At 26.3% G+C, this 1,069-nt stretch carries 1 pseudogene; it reads left to right on the top strand.

Features of this window, described 5'->3' with window-relative positions:
• Positions 1-1,069 (top strand): annotated as a pseudogene (locus tag MSCUN_RS08325) (hypothetical protein); the annotation flags it as partial.

Raw genomic sequence — 1,069 nt, 5'->3', positions numbered from 1 at the left:
AACAACCTAAAAAAGCAGTAGAAACAACACAAACAGCTACTGACTATGAAACACTAAAACAATCATGGAACAACATAAAAAATGAAGGCGACAACACAACAGACTACATAATAAATGTAAAAAACGGGGAATACAAATTCACAGAAGAACTTGAAATAAACACAACATCAAACATAAAATCAATAACAATAAATGGAGAAAACACAGATAAAACAATATTTAACGGACAAAACATAACAAGACATTTTAACCTTAATACAACAACATTAAAAGTAAATTTCAACAATATAACATTTACCAACGGATTTAATAACAATACAGGGGGATCAATATACTCCAAATCAGTTGTTAATATTAATAATTCAAAATTCATAAACAACACAGTAATACCAAGTAAAAGTAGTACTAGATGTTATGGTGGTGCTATAAAACTTGAAAATAATTTCACAATAGCTTATTCATTATTTGAAAATAACACTATGGTAGGTTCTAATTGTTATGGTGGAGCTTTAAGTATAACAACAAATGTAATTGGAGACATTAGAAATTGTGAATTTATAAATAATGAAGCAAATCGTGGAACTATATATGTTGATTTATCAAGAAATAATATTACAATGACAAAATGTGTAATATATGATGAAAGTCCATATTCTGGAAGTTATATTCCATATTATTCAAGTTATAATTGGTATGGTTCTAATTCTCAATATAATGGGGAAGATCTTGTTGTTTTAGTTAATAATAAAACTAATTTCAACATGATTAACCAGAAAAATAGTAATATTACACTACAATTATACAAATATGAATCATACTATATACACTCACTTTCTAATATTTCTCTTGGCTTAAATAAATCTTTTAAAATTACCTCATCTAATAATTTAATTAATACAACAGGTATTGTTCTTTCACCTGAAAATAACTACACAGCTGTAGTTGATATTAGTAAACTTCCTGCTAAACATGATGATATATCACTTTACATGGAAGATTTAGAAGTTGCTAAAGTTGTATATAACTATACAAACATTGAATTAAAAGATATAACAGCAAAACCAGGAGA

It is taken from the genome of Methanosphaera cuniculi (assembly GCF_003149675.1).
Lineage (GTDB): Archaea > Methanobacteriota > Methanobacteria > Methanobacteriales > Methanobacteriaceae > Methanosphaera > Methanosphaera cuniculi.
This window is presented reverse-complemented; position numbering and strand designations above follow the sequence as displayed.